14 protein-coding genes are annotated in these 24,322 nt (G+C 40.9%); 13 read left to right on the top strand and 1 reads right to left on the bottom strand.

Annotated features, from left to right (window positions below; all coding sequences use genetic code 11):
- Window positions 1-308: 308 nt before the first annotated feature.
- The 3 genes from CDG76_RS02560 (at window position 309) to CDG76_RS02550 (ending at window position 8,565) form a co-directional block, all read left to right on the top strand.
- Window positions 309-5,663, top strand: coding sequence for a two-partner secretion domain-containing protein (locus CDG76_RS02560; protein ID WP_094347501.1), 5,355 nt, complete (start codon window positions 309-311; stop codon window positions 5,661-5,663).
- A 246-nt stretch (window positions 5,664-5,909) separates the two neighbouring features.
- On the top strand, window positions 5,910-6,482 hold the full coding sequence (locus tag CDG76_RS02555) for a hypothetical protein (protein WP_094347921.1): 573 nt from the start codon (window positions 5,910-5,912) through the stop codon (window positions 6,480-6,482).
- 355 nt (window positions 6,483-6,837) lie between these two features.
- The gene (locus CDG76_RS02550) at window positions 6,838-8,565 is read left to right on the top strand and encodes a ShlB/FhaC/HecB family hemolysin secretion/activation protein (RefSeq protein WP_094347500.1); all 1,728 of its coding nucleotides are present in this window, start codon (window positions 6,838-6,840) and stop codon (window positions 8,563-8,565) included.
- A 49-nt stretch (window positions 8,566-8,614) separates the two neighbouring features.
- Here the strand turns inward: CDG76_RS02550 and CDG76_RS02545 are convergent, their stop codons facing one another.
- On the bottom strand, window positions 8,615-9,592 hold the full coding sequence (locus CDG76_RS02545) for a 2-hydroxyacid dehydrogenase (protein ID WP_094347499.1): 978 nt from the start codon (window positions 9,590-9,592) through the stop codon (window positions 8,615-8,617).
- A gap of 318 nt (window positions 9,593-9,910) precedes the next feature.
- Between CDG76_RS02545 and CDG76_RS02540 the strand changes: the two genes are divergently transcribed.
- The 10 genes from CDG76_RS02540 to CDG76_RS02495 all read left to right on the top strand — a co-directional run bounded on the left by CDG76_RS02540 (window position 9,911) and on the right by CDG76_RS02495 (window position 24,131).
- Window positions 9,911-12,085 carry a GNAT family N-acetyltransferase gene (locus tag CDG76_RS02540; protein WP_223265104.1) on the top strand — a complete coding sequence of 725 codons (2,175 nt, stop codon included), beginning with the start codon at window positions 9,911-9,913 and terminating at the stop codon, window positions 12,083-12,085.
- Window positions 12,086-12,107: 22 nt separating this feature from the next.
- Window positions 12,108-12,581 carry a hypothetical protein gene (locus CDG76_RS02535; RefSeq protein ID WP_094347498.1) on the top strand — a complete coding sequence of 158 codons (474 nt, stop codon included), beginning with the start codon at window positions 12,108-12,110 and terminating at the stop codon, window positions 12,579-12,581.
- 51 nt (window positions 12,582-12,632) lie between these two features.
- Window positions 12,633-14,264 carry an McrB family protein gene (locus CDG76_RS02530; protein ID WP_094347497.1) on the top strand — a complete coding sequence of 544 codons (1,632 nt, stop codon included), beginning with the start codon at window positions 12,633-12,635 and terminating at the stop codon, window positions 14,262-14,264.
- The gene (locus tag CDG76_RS02525; RefSeq protein ID WP_094347496.1) at window positions 14,261-15,475 is read left to right on the top strand and encodes an McrC family protein; all 1,215 of its coding nucleotides are present in this window, start codon (window positions 14,261-14,263) and stop codon (window positions 15,473-15,475) included. Before CDG76_RS02530 ends, CDG76_RS02525 begins: the two co-directional genes overlap by 4 nt.
- A 161-nt stretch (window positions 15,476-15,636) precedes the next feature.
- Complete coding sequence (locus CDG76_RS02520) at window positions 15,637-16,692, top strand: glutathione S-transferase family protein (RefSeq protein WP_223265103.1); 1,056 nt, start codon at window positions 15,637-15,639, stop codon at window positions 16,690-16,692.
- Window positions 16,689-17,573 (top strand): aspartoacylase, encoded by an 885-nt coding sequence (locus CDG76_RS02515; protein WP_094347495.1) that lies wholly within the window; start codon window positions 16,689-16,691, stop codon window positions 17,571-17,573. Before CDG76_RS02520 ends, CDG76_RS02515 begins: the two co-directional genes overlap by 4 nt.
- Before the next feature lie 736 nt (window positions 17,574-18,309).
- Window positions 18,310-19,293: a polysaccharide deacetylase family protein gene (locus tag CDG76_RS02510; protein WP_094347494.1), complete on the top strand. Its 984-nt coding sequence runs from the start codon at window positions 18,310-18,312 to the stop codon at window positions 19,291-19,293.
- Between the two features lie 385 nt (window positions 19,294-19,678).
- Window positions 19,679-22,120, top strand: coding sequence for a dynamin-like GTPase family protein (locus tag CDG76_RS02505; protein WP_094347493.1), 2,442 nt, complete (start codon window positions 19,679-19,681; stop codon window positions 22,118-22,120).
- A gap of 108 nt (window positions 22,121-22,228) precedes the next feature.
- Window positions 22,229-22,609 carry a KGK domain-containing protein gene (locus tag CDG76_RS02500; RefSeq protein WP_094347492.1) on the top strand — a complete coding sequence of 127 codons (381 nt, stop codon included), beginning with the start codon at window positions 22,229-22,231 and terminating at the stop codon, window positions 22,607-22,609.
- Window positions 22,610-23,105: 496 nt separating this feature from the next.
- Window positions 23,106-24,131, top strand: a complete 1,026-nt coding sequence (locus CDG76_RS02495; protein ID WP_094347918.1) for a S66 peptidase family protein — start codon at window positions 23,106-23,108, stop codon at window positions 24,129-24,131.
- Window positions 24,132-24,322: the final 191 nt, after the last annotated feature.

Raw genomic sequence — 24,322 nt, 5'->3', positions numbered from 1 at the left:
GAATCGAAAACTGAGTTTTGGGAAAGTGTGCAGTTTTATGCAATTTTCCTTGCATTTGGTGACTGGAAGTGCAAGCTAAATAGACAAAACTTAAAATACTTGATTTTGGGTTAGGCTTAGTTGTCTTAGCCTCAGACTAACGGTATATACAGGCATTTAGCGCATTTTAAATGCATTATATGCAAGCATAAATTGTGCGATCGCACCATACAGAATCATGCAACTATATTTGCATGAAAGGTGAATGCATTACCTAGTTGTTTACCGGATCGTGGATTTTATTCTAATTTATCCAAGGTAAATTATTTATGAATCAACCATATCATCCTCAAAAAGCCAGTATTAAAAGCATTCTTTCTTTATGCCTAATATCCACTGCATTCAGCCAAGCTTTGCCAGCCCATTCACAAATCACACCCGATAATACTCTGGGTGCAGAAGCTTCTCAACTCAAGCAAAATCTGATAATTAATGGCACACTAGGCGACAAAATTGAGGGTGGTGCAACACGCGGCAGCAATCTTTTTCATAGTTTCAGCGAGTTTAATATCGAAAATGGGCAACGAGTGTATTTTGCTAACCCCACTGGAATAGAAAATATATTGACGCGGGTAACAGGTGGGAATGCATCGAATATTTTCGGGACATTGGGAGTTGATGGTGCAGCAAATTTGTTTTTGATTAATCCCAATGGAATTTTATTTGGGCAGAATGCGCGGTTAGATGTGCAGGGGAGTTTTGTCGGGACAACAGCCAATGGAGTACAGTTTGGCAATCAGGGTATTTTCAGCGCCACCAATCCCCAAGCACCACCATTGTTGACGGTAAATCCTTCGGCGTTGTGGTTTAATCAGCTTAATCAAGGTGCAGCGATTCAAAATAACTCAATTGCACGAGCCGGAACAGACCCAGCTGGGTTTAATGTATATGGTTTGCGAGTAGCTGATGGGAAAAGTTTGCTGCTAGTGGGCGGTAATGTCAGCATGGATGGCGGCGAGTTAAATGCTTATGGCGGGAGAGTTGAATTAGGGGGGTTAGCAGCACCTGGAAATGTCAATCTTCTTTTTAATGGCGATAATCTCAGCTTGAAATTTCCTGAGAATGTGACTCGTGCAGATGTATCACTTACCAATGAAGCGTTTGTGTATGTAGAAGCTGCTGGTGGCGGTGATATTGCGATTAATGCCCGGAACATAGATATTTTGAGAGGGAGTCAGCTTTCTGCTGGTATCGCTGAAGGTTTGGGGAAACCAGAGGCGACTGCGGGGGATATTACGCTTAATGCTACGGGGGACATCAAAGTTGCTGACTCCGGGAGTAGGATTCGCAATCTTGTGAGTGAGAATTCAAAAGGCAATGGAGGTAATATTACCATCGATTCTGGTGACTTCTCTCTAAGTGATGACGCTCGACTTTCTGCCTCAACTTATGGACAGGGGAATGCAGGGAATGTGACAGTGGATGCAAAAAATGCTGTTGACCTTGCAGGTAACGCTTACATTTTAAGCACCGTAGAAGCAGGAGGCGTAGGTAAAGGAGGCAATATCGACATCAATGCAACAACACTGTCACTCACTGATGGCGCTCAACTGCTAACTATTACTCGTGGTGCATCTGCTATCCAACCAGCAGGACAGGGGGATGCAGGCAATGTCAATGTTTTGGTAACAGGTGCTGTTGATATTGCTGGGGAGAAAAACGGTTTTCCCAGTGGTATTCGCAGCAATGTGGAAACGGGGACTGTTGGGAATGGGGGTAACATTACCATCGATTCTGGCTCGTTCTCATTACGAGATGGCGCTAAACTTACTGCTTCAACTTCAGGAGTGGGGAATGCGGGGAATGTGGCGGTGGGTGCAAAAGATGCTATTTCCCTTGCAAATGCTGACATTTTAAGCACCGTAGAAGCAGGAGGCGTGGGTAAAGGAGGCAATATCAACATCAATGCTACAGCACTGTCACTCACTGATAGCGCTCAACTGTTAACTGCTACTGGTGCTGCATCTGCTATCCAACCAGCAGGAAGAGGAGATGCGGGGAATGTCAATCTTTTGGTAACAGGTGCTGTTGATATTACTGGGGAGAAAAACGGTTTTCCCAGTGGGATTTTCAGCAATGTGGGAACGGGGACTGTTGGGAATGGCGGTAACATTACCATTGATTCTGGTTCATTCTCATTACGAGATAGCGCTAAACTTGAAGCCTCAACTTATGGGCAGGGAAATGCAGGGAATGTGACAGTCGGTGCAAAAGATGCTGTTTACCTTGCAGGTAACGCTTACATTTTTAGCACCGTGGAAGCAGGAGGTGTAGGTAAAGGTGGCAATATCGACATCAATGCTGCAACCCTATCACTCACTGATGGCGCTGTACTGCTAACTATTACTCGTGCTGCATCTGCTACCCAGCCAGCAGGAAGAGGGGATGCGGGAAATGTCAATGTGAAAGTCACAGGTGCTGTTGATATTGCTGGGGAGAAAAACGGTTTTCCCAGTGGGATTCGCAGCTTGGTGGACACGGGAACAGTTGGGAATGGGGGTAACATTTTTATCGATTCTGGTAACTTCTCATTACGAGATGGCGCTAAACTTACTGCCTCAACTTATGGAGTGGGAAATGCAGGGAATGTGACGGTGGGTGCAAAAGATGCTGTTTCCCTTGCAAACGGTGACATTTTAAGCACGGTAGGAGCAGGAGGCGTAGGTAAAGGTGGCAATATCGACATCAATGCTGCAACCCTATCACTCACTGATGGCGCTCAACTACTAACTGCTACTCGTGGAGCATCTGCTAGTCAACTAGCAGGAAGAGGGGATGCGGGGAATGTCAATGTGAAAGTCACAGGTGTTGTTGACATTGCTGGGGAGAAAAACGGTTTTCTCAGTGGGATTCGCAGCAATGTGGAAACGGGGGCTGTTGGCAATGGGGGTAACATTTTTATTGATTCTGGTGACTTCTCTCTAAGTAATGGCGCTCAACTTGAAGCCTCAACTTATGGAGTGGGAAATGCAGGGAATGTCAATGTTTTGGTAACAGGTGCTGTTGATATTGCTGGGGAGAAAAACGGTTTTCCCAGTGGGATTCGCAGCAATGTGGAAACGGGGACTGTTGGCAATGGGGGTAATATTTTTATCGATTCTGGTGATTTCTCTCTAAGTGATGGCGCTCAACTTTCTGCCTCAACTTATGGAGTGGGAAATGCAGGGAATGTGACGGTGGGTGCAAAAGATGCTGTTTCCCTTGCAAATAGTGACATCCTCAGCACCGTGGAAGCAGGAGGTATAGGTAAGGGTGGCAATATCGATATCAATGCAGCCACTCTGTCACTCACTGATGGCGCTCAACTACTAACTGCTACTCGTGGTGCATCTCCTACCCAGCCAGCAGGACAGGGGAATGCGGGGAATGTCAATGTTTTGGTAACAGGTGCTGTTGATATTGCTGGGGAGAAAAACGATTTTCCCAGTGCAATTTTCACCAATGTGGGAACCGGAGCAAGAGGTAATGGGGGAAATGTCAACATTTCCAGTGGCTCGTTCTTCCTAACTGATGGCGCTCAACTTTCTGCCTCAACTTATGGACAGGGAAATGCAGGGAATGTGACAGTGGGTGCAAAAGATGCTGTTTCCCTTGCAAATGGTGACATTTTCAGTAATGTGGAAACGGGAGGTGTAGGCAACAGTGGAGGTATCAATATCAGAGGTAGTTCCCTCTCCCTCACTGATGACGCTAAACTTTCTGCCTCAACTTTGGGACAGGGAAATGCAGGGAATATCATTATCTTGGCAAAAGACAAAGTTTCATTTTCAGGAACTGACAGTGGAGTACTTAGTGCTGTTGGACTTTTAGGTATAGGAAATGGGGCTAATATCAATATTACAGCGCGATCACTTTCCCTTGCTAATGACGCTCTAATAGCTACAAGCACTCTTGGAAAAGGTAACGCCGGAAATATTCAAATTAATGCTGATGACTCTGTTTTTGTCAGCAATGGTTCTGTAATACAGGCTGTAACCTTTGGACAAGGTAATTCAGGAAGTATAACCATTGAAGCCGGAAATACAATTTCCTTCGATGGAGTAGGAAGTAATAATTTTACTGGAGCATATAGCGCTGTTGGGCCCTTTGCAATACCTTCACCGGAATTTACAGGGAAACGCTCTGGAGGAGATATTACGATCGCAGCTGAGAGAGTTTCTCTGACCAATAGCGTTCAACTTCTTGCCTCAACTTCTGGACAGGGGAATGGAGGTAACATTTTCATCGATTCTGGTGACTTCTCTCTAAGTGATGGCGCTAAACTTTCTGCCTCAACTTCTGGAGAGGGAAATGCAGGGAATGTGACAGTGGGTGCAAAAAATGCTGTTTCCCTTGCAAGTAACGCTTACATTTTCAGCACGGTAGAAGCAGGAGGCGTAGGTAAAGGAGGCAATATCGACATCAATGCTACTTCACTCTCACTCAGTGATGGCGCTCAACTACTAACTGCTACTCGTGGTGCATCTGCTACCCAGCCAGCAGGACAGGGGAATGCAGGGAATGTGACGGTGCGTGCAAAAGATGCGATAACTGTTTCTGGAACTAATCAAGAGACAGGATTTTCTAGTGCTTTATTCACATCTACTGATTTTAATTCTCAAGGCAAAGGTGGCGATATTACCGTAAACACCAATATCTTTCGCGTATCTGACGGCGCTTTAATGGATGCAGGCACTAGAAATAATCAAAAGGGTGGCGATATTACGGTAAATGCAAATATTTTTGACGCCTTCAATGGTGGACAACTCACCACCACTACCTCAAGCAATGGACATGCAGGTAAAATAACTGTCAACGCTACTGATAAAGTAATTATTAGCGGTAGCGACCCTAATTTTAGCGATCGCATTACTAACTTTCCTGAGAGAGTCGGAAATATCGGTGCTAACAGTGGCTTATTTGTCAGTTCCACAGGTTCAGGAATCACAGGCGATATCGAAATCAACTCACCCAAAATTACCTTAGACAATCAAGGTAAACTCAACGCTGAATCTGCATCCGGTAACGGTGGTAATATCAACGTCAACAGCAATTTACTCTTACTCCGTCATGGCGCTCAAATCTCTACCAACGCAGGCACAGAAGAATTAGGTGGGGATGGCGGTGACATCAATATCAACTCCAAATTTATCATTGCTGTTCCCGAAGAAAACAGCGATATCAGTGCTAACGCCTTTACCGGAAGTGGTGGCAACATCCAAATCAACTCGCAAGGTATCTTCGGTATCGAGTCACGTCCAAAACTAACTGAGAGAAGTGATATTACTGCCAGTTCGGAATTAGGCGTTTCCGGTGTAACAAATATTAATACACCCGATAACAGTTCGATTCAAAACAGCTTCACCGGATTATCACCAAACGTCATCGATACCAACGCACTCATTGCCAATAGCTGCATTTCACGCGGCACCAAGCGGCAAGAAAACTCTTTTACCATTACAGGTTCTGGTGCTTTACGCTATACTCCGGGAAATGTGTTAACTTCAGCCTACACAACTGGTGATGTGCGTAGTGTGGAACCAACACCACGTCCCTGGAAAAAAGGCGACCCAATAATTGAACCACAAGGATTGTATCGATTACCAAATGGGCAATTAATCTTGAGTAGAAGTTGTTCAAAATAAATATTGCACATATTGGGAAAATTCTATGTGCAGTTTTCTGCAAAATGGGACGCACAATCATGCGATCGCACCATCCAAATCATGCAACTATATATGCATAAATGGTGAATGAATTACCTAGTCATATCCCTTAATCTGAGTATTAAAGAAACGGTTAATGAATCGAAAAAGACAAAAATCATCAATATATCAACCGTTGCTGATGAAATTATCGTTATTTTTTTAACTCAGATTGAGAGGTTGATTATGTTTTCTAAACTATTCTGTAACACAGTTTTAGCATCATCTTTGGCATTACCGAATTTAAAACAAACTACTTCCATTGCAATTTTAGTAGCTGGAATTGGATTGTTTGGTATTAAGTCAGTAGATGCGAGAAATGCCTTAGTACAAACACCGGATGTTTCTCAATCTTCATCTTATGCGATCAGCTTTGCTGCGCCGAAGGTCATCGCGCAACTGGTAGATGCAAATTCTCCGATTTACGGAAGCTGGCAGCTAAAATATAGCGTTGATGGAGTTGTCTATACAAGCGTGCTGGTGATGAACGGATATTCTGGAGTGATGAGGACTAGATATTTTAGCTCTAATAAAAAGCAGGTTGTAGACCAAAAAATTAGACTTAAGTCTTCTCCTCGCGGATTAGTTTTTTTGGGATATAACCCTGTCTATGCTGGAACTTCCACAAGACACCCTACTTATGCTGCTGATAATTTTTTGTTTGCTATTGAGGATGATGGTTCATTTACGGCTTTTACTTGCGATGATCGGCGACAATGCTCGCCTGTAGATGTGGAAGAGATGATATCTCAATCCTAAATAAAGATGGCGCAAATTATTTGTCTTTCAAGTTCCCTAGTGATTAGTGAACTGACAAATAGGCGCTTGCGCCATCACATATTTTTTTCTTAATGCATTTATTGTCTTATTTATCAATACATAAGTGCTAAATATTAGAATGACCAAATTGGATCTTGATAATTGCATAAAGGTGCAATCATCAAGCAACCCATCATGGTATTTTAATTAAGTAATAATACTTGATAAATATCTAATTAGTAATGCGATCGCTAAGTCAGATTTTGGGAATAAATAGACGTGTGTTACACAGCATAAATATATCTAAAAACCTTACCAATAACAAACGATCACCCTTTCAAATCATAAATAAACAATGGGTTCCTACCTTCGGTTTCAAAAGCTTTTTTTCATATTACTTACCTGCATCAACATCACTCCAATTGCAGTATTTGCACAATCGACACCCCCGCCAGGAGTCACAATTCCCCCCGATACACCGGGAAAAGTCGAAGAAACTCTACCCCAACCATCACCAACACCAACACTTGTGCCTACACCAGCGACACCAACTGTTCCCATACTCCCATCACCCCCACAGGAAAATCTACCTGATAACATCTTTCCTAGCGGTGAAAGTTTTTTTGTCAAAGAAATTCAAGTCACAGGCTATTCTGTTTTAAAAGATGAAATCATTAAATTAAAACAGCCTTTAGAAAATAAAAACATCACATTTGAGCAGTTATTGCAACTGCGATCGCAAATCACTAAACTCTATGTTGATAATGGCTATATCACCAGTGGTGCATTTATTTCCAACAATCAAAATGTCGCTAGCGGTGTCGTGCAAATCCAAGTTGTCGAAGGCGAACTCGAAGGAATTTCCATTTTAGGGTTACAAAGATTGCAGCCTGGGTATGTGCGTTCCCGGATTAAACGCCTTGCAGGTAAGCCTTTAAATCAAAAAAGTATCGAACAAGCGCTACAATTATTACAACTTGACCCGGTAATTCAACGAGTTAATGCTGAGTTAACCGCAGGTAGTACTCCCGGAAATAATATCTTACAGGTGACAATTACCGAATCGCCACCATTCCACCTTGGCGTTACCTTTGCAAATAACCAATCAACTAGCGTCGGCTCAGAACAAGGGAGTGTTTTTCTTGCTCACGATAATTTATTAGGATTTGGGGATAAATTTAGTGCTGAATATGCTGGTAGCGAAGGTTTAGACATTTACAATATTAATTATTCTATTCCCTTTAACGCCTTAGATGGAACCATTGGTGTCCGCTACAGCAACAGCGCTAGCCGCATTATTGAAAGCGAATTTCGTGACTTAAATATCCGCAGCGAAGCCGAAACCGTTTCTTTTAACCTCCGTCAACCGCTAATCCACACGCCAAACAGAGAATTTGCTTTGGGTTTAGCATTCGATTTACGGCGCAGTCAAACCTACATCTTGAATGATATCCCCTTCTCCTTTACCGAAGGGCCAGAAGATGGGGAATCAAGAGTTACGGTAATCCGTTTTTCTCAAGATTGGTTACAACGTAATGCTAACAGTGTTCTAGCGGCGCGATCGCAATTTAGTTTTGGGATTGATGCAATTGACGCAACCGTTAACGATAGTGGTACTGATGGGCGCTTTTTCTCTTGGGTGGGACAATTTCAATGGGTACAACGACTATCTCCCCGCATCTTGATGCTAGCCAAAGTTAACACTCAACTTACTCCTGATTCCTTACTTTCCTTGGAAAAAATTAGCATTGGAGGAGTTGATACAGTACGCAGTTACGATCAAAATCAAATTGTGGCTGACAATGGGGTAGTTGGAGGTGTGGAAGTTCGGATTCCCCTGGCTTCAAATGTAGAAACATTACAGCTAATTCCATTTTTTGACATCGGTACAGCTTGGAATAATCGCGGTATTAATGCCGACCCGCAAACTATTGCTAGCTTGGGGTTGGGCTTGAACTGGCAACCTTTTAACGGTTTGGTATTGCGTGCAGACTATGGTATACCATTAATGGGCACAAGCGATCGCGGTAGTTCGCTGCAAGATAACGGCTTTAATTTTTCAGTGCGATATCAGCCCTTTTAAAAGCGAGATTTCTAGATTGAGGGCGTTTATAATTCACATCAGGCGTGAATTATGAATTATAAATTTCAGGGTTGACACAATTAGCCAAGCGATCGCCCTTCAATCCCGCGATTAAATTAGCGATCGCCATTGTTGCCATTTTTGAGCGCGTTTGACGGCTGGCACTGCCAATATGCGGTGCAATAATTAGATTTTCTAAGGTTAACAACAGGCTATCGCTGGGAATCGGTTCTGGTTCGGTGACATCGATAGCCGCAGCAGCAATTTGACCACTTGCAAGGGCGCGATACAGAGAATCTGGATCTACAATAGTTCCTCGTGCGGTGTTAATCAAAATAGCCGATCGCCTCATCAATTCAAATTGGCGATCGCTAATTAAATGATAAGTATCATCAGCCGATGGTGTGTGCAGTGTCACAAAATCTGACTCTTGCAGTAAGTGTTCTAACGTAGCAAACTCCACACCTAAAGATTGTTCTAATTCCAAGCTGCATCGTTGCCTACTCGTATACAAAATCTGCATTTCAAACCCTTTGGCACGACGAGCGATCGCTTGACCAATCCGCCCAAAACCAACAATCCCCAAGGTAGCACCTGTAACATTTGGCCCCAATAACAAATCTGGTTCCCAAGTCTGCCATAAACCTGCACGAGTAAATCGATCTGCCTCCACTACGCGCCGTGCAGCTGCCATTAGTAATGCCCAGGCAAAATCTGCGGTAGCATCGGTTAACACCCCAGGAGTATTACCGACGGGAATTTGTCGTGCCGTAGCGGCGGCAATATCAATGTTATCGTAACCCACCGCCATTTGACTGATGACTTTGAGTTTCCCAGACTCGATGAGTTGCCGATCGATTTGGTCAGTCAGCAGACATAGCAATCCATCTATTTCCTTGACTTTTTCTAGTAAAATTTCGTAGGGAGGGGGTTGGCGTTCTGGCCAAACTTCGACAATGGCAAGCGATCGCAGTTGCTCTAATTCGATGGGTAGGCGACGAGTGACGAAGACTTTAGCCTGAAGCATAGTTTTAAAATAATTTTTGGATAAAGGGATGCTTCTTGCATCAGTTTCTCCTTAAAATATCATGGCGTAAATTCAAAACCTGATAAAGTTGGTTTTTGTTCTGTGAAAATGAGCCGTGATGTTCCAATCAAGCAGTAGAGAGTCTACAGACAATCATCACAAGCCGTTGGAATTCAAAAGCTTGTCGAAATATTCTTTTTGCTAACCTTTGGGCAATTACTTCAGTCTTTTGCTATAACAGTCAAAGTATCTATTTTGAGCTATTTTCTATATCTTAATACAGACAGTTTACCGCATTGACAAGGTGATAAATTTACTATGAAAGAAAAAACCCGCTATGAAGATGGAAAAGATAAGCAAAAAGTGAAAACTGACGCACAGTTCAAAATTGAATCGATAGATAATCATTCCCCATATCTAGAAACAGTCAGAAAACTGTGGCGAGCTAACTCAAAAACACTTGGTAACTTGCCCAAAGGAGCATTTGAGGAACGAGCAGCCCATCGTCAAATCCTTGTAGCGCTTGATTCTGAAGGTGGCTGTGTTGCTTATCTCTTATATCGACGTTCACGAGACTGGTTCGCTATCACTCATCTGTGTATTGATCCTTCATGCCGGGGTAAGGGAGTAGCCAAACAACTTGTCGATCACCTCAAACAAATAACAACATCTTCTCGAGGAATTAAGTTAAAGTGCCGCCGCGATTATGATCTACAAGGCATGTGGTCGAGCTTTGGCTTTATTCCAACCTTGGATGTAGAAGCCAAGGCTAAAAATAAGAAACTTACTATTTGGGTGTTAGAACACAATCCTCTTCCTCTATTTTCTACGATGATTCAGCAGCAACTTGAGTCTAAGTTGTGTGCAATGATTGCTCCTGATATTTTCTTGGACTTATATGGTGAGGATAATCATGAGAATATTGATAGTCAAGACGAAAATATATTACTAGCTGACTGGGTGCAAACTGAATTAAATTTGTGCATTAATGATGAAGTTTTTAATCAAATTAATCGAATTGATAACAATCAAGAGAGGGATAGTCAGCATTATTTTGCACAATGTTTTACTTGCTTACCTTGCGACAATAAGATATTAGAGGAAAATTTAAATCTTCTACAACAAATAATTATTAAACATAATTTTGTACTTGATGAATATAACTTACGTTATCTGGCTAGGAGTATAACATCCGAATCTCATGTATTTTTAAGTAGAGATCAGCAATTGTTAGATTTAGCAGATATAATCTATGAAAACTTTAGGTTGTCTGTTATTCACCCTGAAGAACTTATAAATCAGCTAGATGAACTTCGGGATAAACCTGACTACCAACCTGTACGGATTTCTGGTACAACCTTAGAACAAATACAGGTAAAAACTGGACAAGAAGACTTGTTAGTTAATTATTTTTATAACTCTCAATTAGGAGAAAATAAAACAGGCTTTCAGCAAAAACTACGACATTATTTGGCTGAACATGAGAAATTTGAATGCATTGTTGTGAGAGAGTCAGATAATAATCCGCTTGCTTTAATTGTGTATGGAAAGCAAAAAAAACATGAACTAGAAATTCCGATACTTCGAGTTGGAAATCATAATCTTTCGTCTACCCTGGCACGTCATATAATTTTTAAATCTATATTAAAATCCGCTCGTGAACAGCGAAATTTTACAAGAATAACTGACCCATATTTAGAGAGTACTATTACTGAAGCTATTCAAGAAGATGCTTTTGTCAAAGTTTCAAATGGATGGATGAAAGCAAACTTATCAGTTGTAAAAACTTCTTCAGGATTATCAGAATATCTCATTATTTTAGCCTTTAGTTTTGGAGATGAATATAATTTTATTAGGGAACTTTCTAATAATATTAATAACGAAAATACAGTTATAGATGCTCAATCGTCAATAGATATTGAACGATTTCTTTTTCCTGCAAAAATTACTGATTCTGAAATTGCTACCTTTATTATCCCTATTCAACCTAGATGGGCTTCATATTTATTTGATGAGCATTTAGCGAATCAAATGCTTGCTTTGCCTGGATTTGGATCGAAACCAGAATTAGCATTTAATCGTGAAGCAGTTTACTATCGAGCCATACAAAACTCTAGAGGGTTAAATGCCCCTTGTCGACTTCTTTGGTATGTGAGCGAAACTCAAGGTGAAGGGAGAGGCAAAGGTTTTCAGGATGTCGGTTATATTGGTGCTTGTTCTTATGTAGATGAGGTAATTATAGGTAAATCTAAAGAACTTTACCGACGTTTTCAAAGATTAGGAGTTTACAATGAAAGGGATATTGAGAAGATACAGACAGATAAAAATGGTAATATTATGGCAATTCGATTTAGTGATACAGAATTATTTAATAATCGTATATCTTTTGAAGAATTACAGGAAATTTTGGATAAAGATAATTTGTTACTTGTCTCCCCCAATAAAATTAATAATGAGTCATTTATAAAGTTGTATAATTTAGGAAATAGATAATATTTGTATGTAAGAATTTATCATGCCATGTCAGATACTATTAATCTCAGTTAAACCTGAGTATGCCAATAAAATTTTTGAAGAACGAACAAAAAAAGTAGAATTACGTAGAGTAAGAACTCGTGTAAAAACAGGAGATATTGTTTTTGTGTATGTATCATCTCCTAAAAAGACGTTTTTAGGCTTTTTTGAGGTAGATTTTGTTATTGAAAAATTAGCCTCAAAAAATGAGTTAAAAGAATTATGGAAACAAGTTAAAGACCATGCTGGTATCAAACGTCAAGATTTCTATGAATATTATAAAGGTGCATCACTTGCCGTAGGAATTTATTTTATAAATGCAAAAAAATTTGAAAATCCTATTGAACTACATCGGTTAAAAGATAAAATATCTTACTTGCGTCCGCCTCAAAGCTATCGTTATCTTAATGAGAAAGAATATGAAACTATTATGCTTTTAGGTGGGGAAAATCTATCAACGCTCACAAATAATTAATGTTAAGTCTTTAAATGCATTCTCCTGCGCTATTGTATAATTCATAACTAAATGACTACAAAAAAACTACATAGTGACCGACAGGTTTTGATTTTAGAGAAGAATAGCGAATTTATCAAGTTATTTAAAGAATTTATCAGGTCTTATCCTTACACCCAGGCTGGATTGCGTCATCAGAAAGTCTACCACGAGCAGCGTCAGAAAGGTAAAGAGGATTTTCAAGCGATCGCTTCGGACTATGAGTCTGGAGAAGATATAACCGAGGTAGTACTGCTACAGCTTCTCCCCTACGCGCTAACGGCTAACAACAGTCAAAGAAACGTCTGGATACATTATGCCCCAGCGATCGATAAAGACATTAAAAAATGGTTTGAAGGCGCTCTTTGGGCAAAATCAGAAGACTGGCCGAATATAGCTCAAGCCATTTTTAATTTCATTCGTCACTGTAATCAAAACCCTACTTTGTTGGGAGAAGCTTGTAAGGAATTTTCAGAATTACCTTATACCCAAGGCTTTCAAACAGAAATGCTTACACTTATCCTGAATGCACTCCGACCAGATGACTTTTTACTACTTAATAATAAATCACGACAGGTTATCAATTACTTTACAGATAAATCTTATAGTCAGAAGCTAACAGAATATGCAGCAGTTAATACAACAGGACAAAAATTAATTCAAGAATTAGCTACTGATATGCGTCAGACTGGTGCGCCATCAATGCGAGACGATGACTTATTCGATATGTTTTGTCATTGGCTAATTGCTGTTAGAAAGTATGATTTTCCAGGTAATAAACCCTCACCAATGGATAAAGTTAGCGAATTATCTTTTCAGCTTGAAGCAATAGAAACTCAACCAGAATACTCCCTCAATCAATGTGCATTGGATACTGGGATTGAAGAGGAGACGCTTTTAAATTGGTTAAAGGCAATAGAGCGTAAAAAGCAGGCAATATTTTACGGATCTCCAGGCACAGGTAAAACATATATTGCCAAAAAACTGGCTAAATATCTGACTAGTGGCAGTGATGGTTTTGTAGATATTGTCCAGTTCCACCCCGCTTATACTTATGAGGACTTTGTACAAGGCATTCGCCCACAACGAATAGATGGAGAACTTGATTATCCACTGGTTAATGGACGGTTTCTCGATTTCTGTTACAAAGCATGTTGTTGCCAGGATATTTGCGTACTGATTATAGATGAAATCAACCGTGCCAATGTTGCCCGTGTCTTTGGTGAGTTGATGTATCTGTTGGAATATCGTGACGAAAAAATGCCTTTGGCAGCAGGTGAAGTATTCAGCATTCCTGCCAATGTACGAATTATCGGCACGATGAACACAGCAGATCGCTCAATTGCACTAGTAGATCATGCCATCCGCCGCCGCTTTGCTTTTATTCCTCTCTACCCAAACTATGAGATTCTCCGCGACCATCACTTAGATACTGGTTTTCCAGTGGAAAAGTTGATTCAAACGTTGATGAAGTTGAACCAGGCAATTGGTAATCCTCACAACGAAGTGGGTATTAGCTTCTTTCTCCTAGACGACTTAGCTGACCAGATTGGCAGTGTTTGGCAACTGGAGATTGAGCCGTATTTGGAAGAATATTTTTTTGACCAACCCAGTAAAGTAGATCAGTTTCGTTGGAACGAAGTCAAGAAGCAAATTTACCCATGAGTGTAACATCGCCGCAGATAATAGAGTTAACTGAATACGTTTCCAAGTTGTTGCCGCGATCGCTACTTCCCTACGCAATTGGAGAAATGTTGTGGCGTGACTACAATACTCAAGTGAGTGTGGACTTCCCTTCTCCAAAAACAGGCGATCGCTGGCGACTAACTGCCCAAGGATGGGTTGGTTACATTCCTTTAACGAGCGATTTTCACATTGCCCTACACCCCAAAGTCAAGCTAGGTAATCTTCTGGGAATGCTGGAGTATGCCTATGACCTCAAAAGTTTTCGCTTTTTATCAGGACTGGTTGATTGTCAAACGCTCTTAGAATTTTATGAACGGCTGGCTGATATTTTAGCCCGTCGCATTCTTAACCGAGGCTGTCAGGGTTTCTACTGCGCCTACATCCCCAAGACAGAACATTTGCCTTATGTTCGGGGACGTATTGATGTACGGCTCCTTGTCACTCGACCGTGGGACACTAAAATCCAGTGCCATTATGAAGAACATACCGCAGACGTTGAAGAGAATCAAATTCTTGCTTGGACACTCTGGTGTATTGCCCGTAGCGGTTTATGTACGGAACGGGTAATGCCAACGGTGCGCCGTGCGTATCATCTACTACAGGGATTGGTGACATTGCAACCATTCAATCCCAGAGCTTGTATAGGACGACAGTACAACCATCTCAATGAAGACTATCGCCCCCTACACGCACTTTGCCGCTTCTTTTTGGAACAGATTGCACCTAGTCATGAAACAGGTGCAAACGCGACGTTACCCTTTTTGGTTAATATGTCGCAACTCTACGAACGCTTTGTGGCAGAGTGGTTGAAAGCGCATCAAAAAACGGGACTGCTAACTCTTGCATTAGATATCCAGTCCCAAGAAAGAATCTATTTAGGTCAGGGTAAAGCATTATACTTTGACATTGACTTGGTACTCTATGATATGACAACGGGGATAGCCAGATATGTGTTAGATACCAAGTACAAAGCTGCTTCTAAGCCAGCGACTGCTGATATTAATCAAATGGTCGCCTATGCGGAGGCAAAAGGTTGTCAGGAGGCAATTCTAATTTATCCAGCGCCCTTGGCAGAACCATTGAACATCAAAGTTGGTAGCATCCGAATTCGCAGTTTGACTTTTTCTCTTGCTCTTGATTTGGAACAGGCAGGTTATCGTTTTTTACAGGATTTACTGGGAACTGATTAATAAATATTTAAGGCGATATCAGTATCCATATAGATCCAATAGTTCGGGCAAAGCGTAGTAGAGTTAAAGTAAGGTGCATGTAGGTATGAGAACCTACCGACTATAAATTTAACAGCATATACAGCAGTAACGTCGATCGCTCCCAAAGCAAAATTGTCGCCATGACTAACTCAACTCCAATGGATGACGAGAAAAAGCTCCCCAAGAAGAAAGGTAAGTCGCTTCCTCCCAAGCTGATTATCTGGGTAGGAAAGTTTGTCTGGACGACTATGTGGCAGATAATGATGTCAAACCTTGCTCCTCGCAATCAGTCGGGAGCATATATTCGTCCTAATAGTCAGTTTCGCAAGTTCATCGGTACAGAGTCAGGAAATCCCCACCCACCAGCAACGGGGCGCTACAAACTCTATGTTGGATTGGGTTGTCCTTGGGCACATCGAACTTTGGTTGTGCGATCGCTTAAAAAACTCGAAGCGGTAATATCAGTTTGTATAGTATCTCCTTCTCCCATTGAAGGCGGTTGGATATTTAACCAAGAAGAAGAAGGTTGTCGCACACTGGCTGAATTTTATCAAAAGGCAGAACCCGGCTACAGTGGACGCTCTACAGTACCAGTACTATGGGATAACGAAACAAAAGCGATCGTCAATAATGAGAGTTCAGAGATTATCGTCATGCTGAACTCTGAGTTTAACGAGTTCGCCAACAATCCGACGCTAAATCTCTACCCAGAAGAACTTAAAGAGAAAATTGACTGGTGGAATGAAAAGATTTATCACGCAGTAAATAACGGTGTGTATCGCTGTGGCTTTGCCCAGACTCAAGAAGCATACAATCAAGCCTGTAATGAACTGTTCGCAACTCTTGATGAGATTGAACTTGCATTGCAGACTAATCGCTATCTCTGCGGTGAACATCTGACACTTGCAGATGTGCGGTTATTTACGACATTATTTCGGTTTGATAGTGCCTACTATGGGCTGTTTAAATGCAATAAGCAGCGAATTCGAGACTATCAGAATCTCGGAGCTTATCTACGTGACTTGTATCAGCTTCCAGGTGTGGCTGACACTTGCGACGTAGAAAGCGTGAAGCGGGACTACTACGGGAACCTATTCCCACTCAATCCCGGCGGAATTATTCCCAATGGCCCTGATATGTCTTATCTTAATCAACCACACGATCGCGATCGCATTGGCAAGGTGAATGCTTCATGAATCAGATTAATCGGGTTGCAATTGTCGGTGGAACTCATGGCAATGAGTTTACAGGAGCCTACTTAATCCAGAAATTTGCCCAATTTCCCAATATAATTACTAGATCGAGTTTTGAGACAGTCACTCTGTTGGCAAATCCTCATGCTTTTGCCGCCGGGAGACGATATGTAGAGAAAGATTTAAATCGCTGTTTTCTCAAGCAAGATTTACAAGATCCGACTCTGGAAAGTTACGAGGAATTGCAAGCTAAATTAATCCACAATACCCTAGCATCAAACGGGGATAAACAAACAGATTTCATTTTAGACTTACACAGCAGTACAGCTAATATGGGTCTGACAATTATTCTTGATAACAGTCATCCCTTCAACTTGAAATTGGCTGCTTATCTGAGCCAGCTTAATCCTTTGGTTAGGGTTTATCGCTGCTCTTTTAAATCAATTGCAGAAAACCCATTTGTAAATTCTCTGTGCGAATTAGGCTTTGCGTTCGAGGTTGGCCCAATTGCCCAAGGACTTTTAAAAGCAACGCTGTTCCAACAAACCGAGGAACTTGTTCGCGCCCTTCTGGACTACCTAGAACAGTTTAACCAGGGTAAAATTCCATCAAATAACGAAACCTTGATTCTCTATGACCACTTATCAGTTGTAGACTACCCAAAAAAATCTGATGGTACAATCTTTGGGATGATTCATCCAGAGCTTCAGGATAAGGATTATCAAGCTTTGAACCCAGGAGATCCAATCTTTATAACTTTTGACGATAAAACAATTGTTTATGAAGGTGCATCTACTGTTTGGCCCATTTTTATTAATGAGGCAGCTTACTACGAAAAGGGAATTGCCATGTGTTTAACCCAGAGGCAGCAAATCAACATCTAGGATGTGGATCGCAAAGTACACACAAGTCTTTTAGAGTGGCTCCACAGACTTTTAATCCCCCCAACCCCTCTCGAAGAAACAAAGCTGTTTTTTATTCCCTCATATCATGTCCGCATAATTAGTTATGATTCCCACAGTCATTGCACCCCACCCCCAACCCCTCCCCGCAAGCGGGGAGGGGAGACAAAGCGCAGCTTTGGCGGGGTGGGGTTCTTCGGGTTTAATAAGTAATCAAGCAGACATGATATGACGGGCGATGCCTACGAAATGCTGCTCTTAAAGTAACTCTTTATTTTGAAAATTATGAGCCGCAAACATTCTAGCTTGAGGTTTCCCTTAAACTCATACCAATTTGAAAAATGATTGCGATAGATGAAGCATAGGTATCAACTTAACGCTAAACCCGCTTGGTGACAACGTTTTGCCCTCACCCCCAGCCCCTCTCCCATCCGTGAGAGGGGAGCTAGACATTCAATTCCCCTTCTCCCAAGGGAGAAGGGGTTAGGGGATGAGGGCGTGAGGGATTTGCAAAACGCCTGTCCGATATAGTTTTCGGCTGAAGTTTACACCAATGCAGATGGATTCACAGCAAGCCAGATGCACCAAGGCAATTCCCAATCCAAAATCTAAAATCTAAAATGGTATCAGCCCCCATCGAACTATGGAACTTGACCAATAAAGTCCAAACCTTAAACTATACTTGACGCTTAAAATTGTCCAAATAATTTAACTCATAATGAAAACAAAGCAAAAAAGAAATAAACCAATAGCCAGTCTTTCTTTAGATTTAGATAATATTTGGTCTTATTTAAAAAATCAGGGCGCTCCGGGTTGGGAGACTTATCCTTCTTACCTGGATATCGCAGTACCTCGTTTCTTAGATATTCTCAAGCAATGGGATTTGACAATCACAGTATTCATTGTCGGTCAGGATGCAGCGCTAGAAAAGAATACTAAGGCTATACAAGCGATCGCTAGCGCTGGTCACGAAATTGGCAACCATTCATTCTATCACGATCCTTGGCTACATCTGTATTCAGAGAATGAAATTGAAGAAGAGGTGGCACTGGCGGAAAAACATATCAAGCGCGTCACTCATCAACATCCTATCGGCTTTCGGGGGCCAGGATACAGTTTTTCTCCAGCAGTATTAAAAGTCTTAGCACGACGGGGATACGAATATGATGCTTCGACTTTCCCCACATTTTTGGGGCCCATAGCACGAGCATATTATTTAATAACTTGTAAATTGAGCAAGGAAGAACGTAAAAAACGGGAAGCGCTGTTTGGCGGTTTTAAAGAGGGTTTGCAGCCTCTAAAACCTTACCAGTGGCAACTAGATAAGGATAAGCTGACTGAAATTCCCGTTACCACTATGCCAATTTTCAAAGTACCAATTCACTTCAGTTACATAATGTTTCTGAGTACATTTTCTTCGGAAGTGGCGTTACTGTACCTGCGAATTGCCCTGTGGCTGTGTAAAGTTACACGCGTCCAGCCTTCTTTGCTACTCCATCCTACAGACTTTGTAAGTCAAGAAGATGTGCCAGAACTCTCATTCTTTCCTGGTATGAGTATTCCCACCTACAAAAAGCTGGCAATAGTGAACAAAAGTTTAGAAATAATATCTAGTCAGTTTAATGTTTTGACTGTTGGACAACACGCTAAATTTGCAGCCGATGGACGTAAACTGCCTGTATTAGTGCCTCAAAAGAGATAAAAATGCGATTTATTACCAATTACGAGCAGCCAACAAATTAGCGACAATCTCAACTAGTTGTCCTAGAGAGACTGGTTTCGATAAATGAGTTTGAAACCCGCTTCCAAAACGCGAATACGATTCTAGTTATCGCCATAAGCAGTTACGGTAATAGCTAGAACTTGTCTATCCATATTTGGTATGAGGGACTTCCAGTTAAAAAATATTCCATAGTAGGGGCGCAAGGCCTTGCACCCCTACAAATATACAAATAATTTGGGATAATTAGTCATTAATTAGTAGTAATTTCTAGCAAGAAACCACATATAATTCTCAGGAAATTTACTGAACCATCAAGACAATAAATATTACTAATATATAGAGAAATATTGTCAGGATGCTGAATATGTCAGATTTACCGCTTCAGTGCCAAAATTTGAAAGATCGGGTTGAATCTATATTACAACTTTTACAACAAGAACCAACACTACGTTCCCAAGATATTACACATATACGAACTTCTTTAAGTAAGGCGATTTCTCCCAAGTTTGAAATTGTATTTGCAGGTGCTTTTAGTGCTGGGAAATCAATGCTAATCAATGCACTATTAGAAAGAGAATTACTCTACAGTGCAGAGGGACACGCTACAGGTACAGAATGCAAAATCGAGTATGCAGAAGTAGATAAAGAACGTGTTGTTTTGACGTTTTTAAGTGAAGCAGAAATTCGGGAACAAGCAGTTTATTTGTGTCAGCAACTAGGATTTCAGACAGTCACTAATATTAACCAAGCTGAGGTAATTAACCTGCTACGTCAAGGTTCTGAAGCGATTATTCAACAGGAGGGTGGTGAGAGTAAATCAGAACGTGCAAAACAGGCGAAGGCGTTAATGTTGTTGCTAGAGGGATATATGGCAAACCGCGATCGCATCTACACGGTTAATAATGCTACATATTCAATGGAGCAATTTAACTTTTCTAACCTCAAGGAAGCGGCTGGATATGCCCGTCGTGGTAGTAATAGTGCCGTGTTGAAGCGAATAGAATATTACTGCAATCATCCTTTGCTACAAGATGGAAATGTAATTATTGACACACCTGGTATAGATGCGCCAGTAGAGAAAGATGCCCAACTAACTTATGCCAAAATTCAACATCCTGATACTTCGGCGGTGGTGTGTGTGCTAAAACCTGCTTCGGCGGGTGACATGACAAAAGAAGAAACCGAACTTTTAGAATTAATGCGGGAGAATGGGGGAGTACGCGATCGCGTTTTTTATGTCTTCAATCGCATCGATGAAACTTGGTACAATACCCAACTACGGCAACGATTAGACGATTTAATTAGTGGACAATTTGGGAATTCAAACAAGGTTTATAAAACCAGTGGATTATTAGGATTTTACGGCAGTCAAATTAAACAGACAAGTCAACAAGATAGATTTGGTTTAGATTCTGTTTTTGCAGAAAGTATAAAAGGTTTAGATGGTAAAGAAGAAACACCACAATTTGTCTATGCGTTTAACAACTACTGCGTAAATTCAGGAAAGTTATCTACCACTAAATTTCGTGTCTCTGTTAACGGCTATGAAACCCCAAATCAAAATTATGTGCGGGTTTTAGGAGATTGGGGAAATGAACTAATAGAAAAATTAATTAAAGATAGCGGTACTGATGAATTTCGCACGGCTATTACTCGCTATCTTACAGAAGAAAAGCGTCCCCAATTATTTAAAAATCTTGCTGATGACTTGGAAGATGTTTGTATTAAACTGAAAAAACATTATCAGAATGTACAACGTAATTTAGATAGTCAGCCTCAAGAAATTGAGAGTATGAAATCGCAAGAGTTGCAACGTCTAAATCACCAACTCCAGCAAATTGGTAGAGAATTTAGTGAGCATATTACAGAAGAAGTTAACCAAATAATTAATAATTCTTGTGATGCTTTTGAAACAGATTTTAAGCAATTGCAATCACGAATGATTCGCCGTTTAGATGAATTGCTAGATACTTTTTCTGTAGCTTATGCTTATCGACGTGCAACCATCAGCCATCCTCGCAATGCTACTGCACCTTTAATTGCTATTTTAGTAGAGGCATTTTATTACTTAGCAAATCAACTGGAAGATATTTTGATTGAATCTTCTCAGCAAGTAGTAGCGAATTATTTCCAACGATTGATTGACAAGATTCGCAACTCAGAATATTATCGCCAGTTGTATCGTTTATTAGACAATGATGGTGGAATTGAACAAGAGATTAGAAATTTAGAAAAAAGCGTTACTCAAGCATTAGTAAGTGCAGCTAGTGTAGAGTGCGATCGCTTCGTGCGAGAAAGCCCCAGATTTTACGATGAAGGCACTTTTTCTATATATCAATTTCGCCAAACTTTATCGCAAACTTCTCAAGGTTACGACGCTGAAAGTATCGTGGAAGCAGAACCAGCGATTAGGCAGTTATTGAAGTTAGATTTTGAACCAAAAGTTTCTTATACTATTCGTACATCTTTCCGTCAAACCATTAATCAAACACTGAAAACTCAATTGATACCAATGGCAAATCAGCAAGCAGATGAAATTTTGCAGCAATACCCACAGGCGCGTGCTTATTTAGAGAAAATACTGCAACAAGAAGCTGAAGAAAAAATTGCGAATAATCGCCGATTGTTGAATGTTGTTGAAGAAAATATTGCAGCATATAATTCAGCAGCTTCTAGTATTAATACTTGTTTACAGGTGATGCAATTATACGATCATCTTTTGCCTGTCATTGGTGATTCGTTTGATACTGTTGGTAAGTTCAGTAATAATGGATTTGTGATTTCTGATGTGATACAAGAGGTTTAATTTTAATCTCAAAGATGATTTGAGATAATTGTAGCTTTTAGTGAGTGCTAAAACACTCACTAAGTATAGTTTTGTGTAAATTAGAAAAATTTCAAAAATCAAGTTTATATGGAAGATAGATTCAAGCCAATAGAGTGTAACGATGGTGATGTTTTGGACTTTGGAGGCAACACATATAAAATTGCTAAATTTAAACAAGCAATGGATACCTCATTTAACCCCACGTTAGAATCTATATTGAATCAAGAATTAAGTAGGCAAGGAATAAATAGAAAACAGTCTCTGAATGGGAATTGGTTTCAGAAAGGCACAGATTGCGAAATTTTAACACTAGGTTCTCCAAGCTGGAAAAAGGGGAAAGTGAAAATTAAAATAAGCGTTGAATTTTATGTTGAAGAGGAAGATTTACAAATAACTAACAGCAACAATTCAGAAATCACCGAACCAGAGTCGCCTCTTGATGATCTTCGCCGCATGATTAATGAGTAAAATTAGTCAATCCAAATTTACATATAGCAATCCTATTTGATTTGTAAAAATTCGCGGTGTCCAGATCCCCGACTTCTTTTAGAAGTCGAGGATCTAACTTTTTATGAATGATTTAGGCGTTGCTATAACCTATTAAAATTCGTCATACCATTTCACTTTAATAATGATACAAATACGCTGCTGTTTGGGCATGGCAATGCCCATTGGTGTCAATTTAAGGTGAAAGCCTTGTCAAGACGTGATATTCAGTTCTCTGCCTTCCTATCACGATCCGCATCACCCCACCCTAACCCTCCCCGTATGTATTGGGGAGGGAACTAAATTTCTTGTTTCCCCCCTTAACAAGGGGGGATTAAGGGGGGTAAAACGCCTGTGGGATAAGCGTTTAAGCTTAAGTTGACACTTATGGGCATTGCGCCTTGCCCCTACGATAAATCTATATGTATCAGCATTTTTGTGAATTGGTATCACTATCCCAGTCCCCAACTCAATGGTTATGAATATCAAACGTCGGGAATTTATCACAACTTGTGGACTTGCTACCTTAGCCACCCAGATACCATCATTTACCGCCCAAGGAAAGCCATCTCTAAACACCATCCGCAAGCCGCCCCGCCTGCAAGCTGGCGATACCGTAGGGTTAATCGCCCCTGCGGGTATTGTTGACGCTAAAGACATCGAAGCAGCGCGGAAATCAATATCACAGTTAGGGTTAAAAGTCAAGCTGGGGAAGCATATTTTAGATCGTTATGGCTATTTAGCAGGAAAAGACGGCGATCGCGCCCAGGATGTAAACTTGATGTTTAGCGATCGCACCATCAAAGCAATTATTCCTATGCGTGGTGGTTGGGGCTGCAATCGCATTTTACCCTTACTCAACTATTCGCTAATCCGTTCCCATCCAAAAATTATCATCGGGTACAGCGATATTACTACCCTGTTGTTGGCAATTAATGCCCGTAGTCAAATGATTACTTTTCATGGGCCAGTTGCCACGTCTACCTGGAATCAATTTACAGTCGATTACTTCAAGCGCATCCTATTTAATAGTGAAGCTGTGACTATGCAAAATCTCAACCCTAGCGAAGTGTGGATGGAGACAATAGCACCGGGAAAGGCGAGAGGTAAACTTGTGGGTGGAAACTTATCAGTGCTATCAGCAATGGTAGGTTCACCTTACCTACCTTCTTGGAACAAAAGCATTTTGTTTGTGGAAGAAGTTGGCGAGGATGTTTATCGTATAGATAGGATGCTGACGCAGTTAAAAACTGCTGGGATACTTAATCAAATTGCTGGTTTTATCTTTGGGCAATGCACTAAATGTAGTCTTGGAGATGAACCGTCATTCACATTAATGCAAGTATTGCAACAACACATACTTCCTTTAGGTATTCCTGCTTGGTATGGTTCAATGATTGGTCATATTAAGGATAAATTTACTTTGCCAATCGGTGTAGAAGTGGAAATAAATGCTGAACTTGGGACAATACGAATGTTAGAGGCAGCTGTTAGCCTTGTGTGAATGAGACAGGAGGTTGGAATAAAAAATAGTGGCTCATATTTTATCTAAATTGCAAGCCACTAAATTGGAGATTTTGGTGTTCTTGACTTTGACCCTTGCTCGTGTCTGACTTTTCACTGTAGCTGCGCCTTGAATCCCCCACTATATTTGCAGCATTCAGACAAAGGATTATGTGTACCAAATTTGGAAAT

This window comes from Nostoc sp. 'Peltigera membranacea cyanobiont' 210A (genome assembly GCF_002246015.1).
GTDB lineage: Bacteria > Cyanobacteriota > Cyanobacteriia > Cyanobacteriales > Nostocaceae > Nostoc.
The sequence above is the reverse complement of the archived record's forward strand: the minus strand, read 5'-3'. Positions and strand labels throughout refer to the sequence as shown.